This window comes from Vibrio sp. 1402, from assembly GCF_033340275.1.
Window position 1 is genome coordinate 1 of record NZ_JAWOWE010000372.1, and the last position, 637, is coordinate 637.

At 46.8% G+C, this 637-nt stretch carries 2 protein-coding genes; both read right to left on the reverse strand.

Translation table 11 applies throughout. From position 1 onward, the window contains the following. The coding region (locus R7044_RS26135) for a threonine/serine exporter family protein (RefSeq protein ID WP_225456109.1) at nucleotides 1-219 on the reverse strand (219 nt) is incomplete at its 3' end. After that, nucleotides 219-637: threonine/serine exporter family protein (locus R7044_RS26140; protein ID WP_225456110.1), on the reverse strand; the 419-nt coding region annotated here is incomplete at its 5' end. The genes R7044_RS26135 and R7044_RS26140, both read right to left, overlap by 1 nt.

Sequence of the window (637 nt, forward strand, 5' to 3'; positions counted from 1 at the left end):
TATCAAGCCAACCAAGGTGGCAGCGAAGAAGGTCGCCCACTCAATCGGTACTCCAAACTGCATCATCAAGTAACGACTTCCGTGACCAATCGCACCACCTACCGCGCAATAGATCAAAGCTCGCTGTGGCACATTAAACACCAACGCAAAGCCGACTGCAGGGATGGCTGCAAAAAACATGTCATTGAGCAAACCGAGCGTTAAATCAAAAATATTCATTAAATTGCCCACCCCCAAATACCAGTTACACTCATTGCCGCCACAATGCCCAAACACGTTGCTAACGTCAGCAAACTGGCCATTACAAACCGAGCAATACCCATGTTAATGTGACCTTTTAGCATGTCTGCTACCGAATTAATCAGTGGAAAACCAGGCACCAACATCAATACCGACGATGCCATCGCTACGGTTGGTAAATTACCAATTTGATAAATTTCAGCTTGAGCAGAAATCAACGTGGTTACAAATGCGGTAGCAGCAAAGTTAAGTAATGGATTGAAGTGACGATGGCCAATCTCTTGGCGCACGATCATGCCACCAGCCGAGGCCAAGAAGGTCATAATAAATACGCCCCAATCGCCACCCGCTAAATGGCTGAATGCCGCGCATGATAAGCCAATCATAAGCACCACTA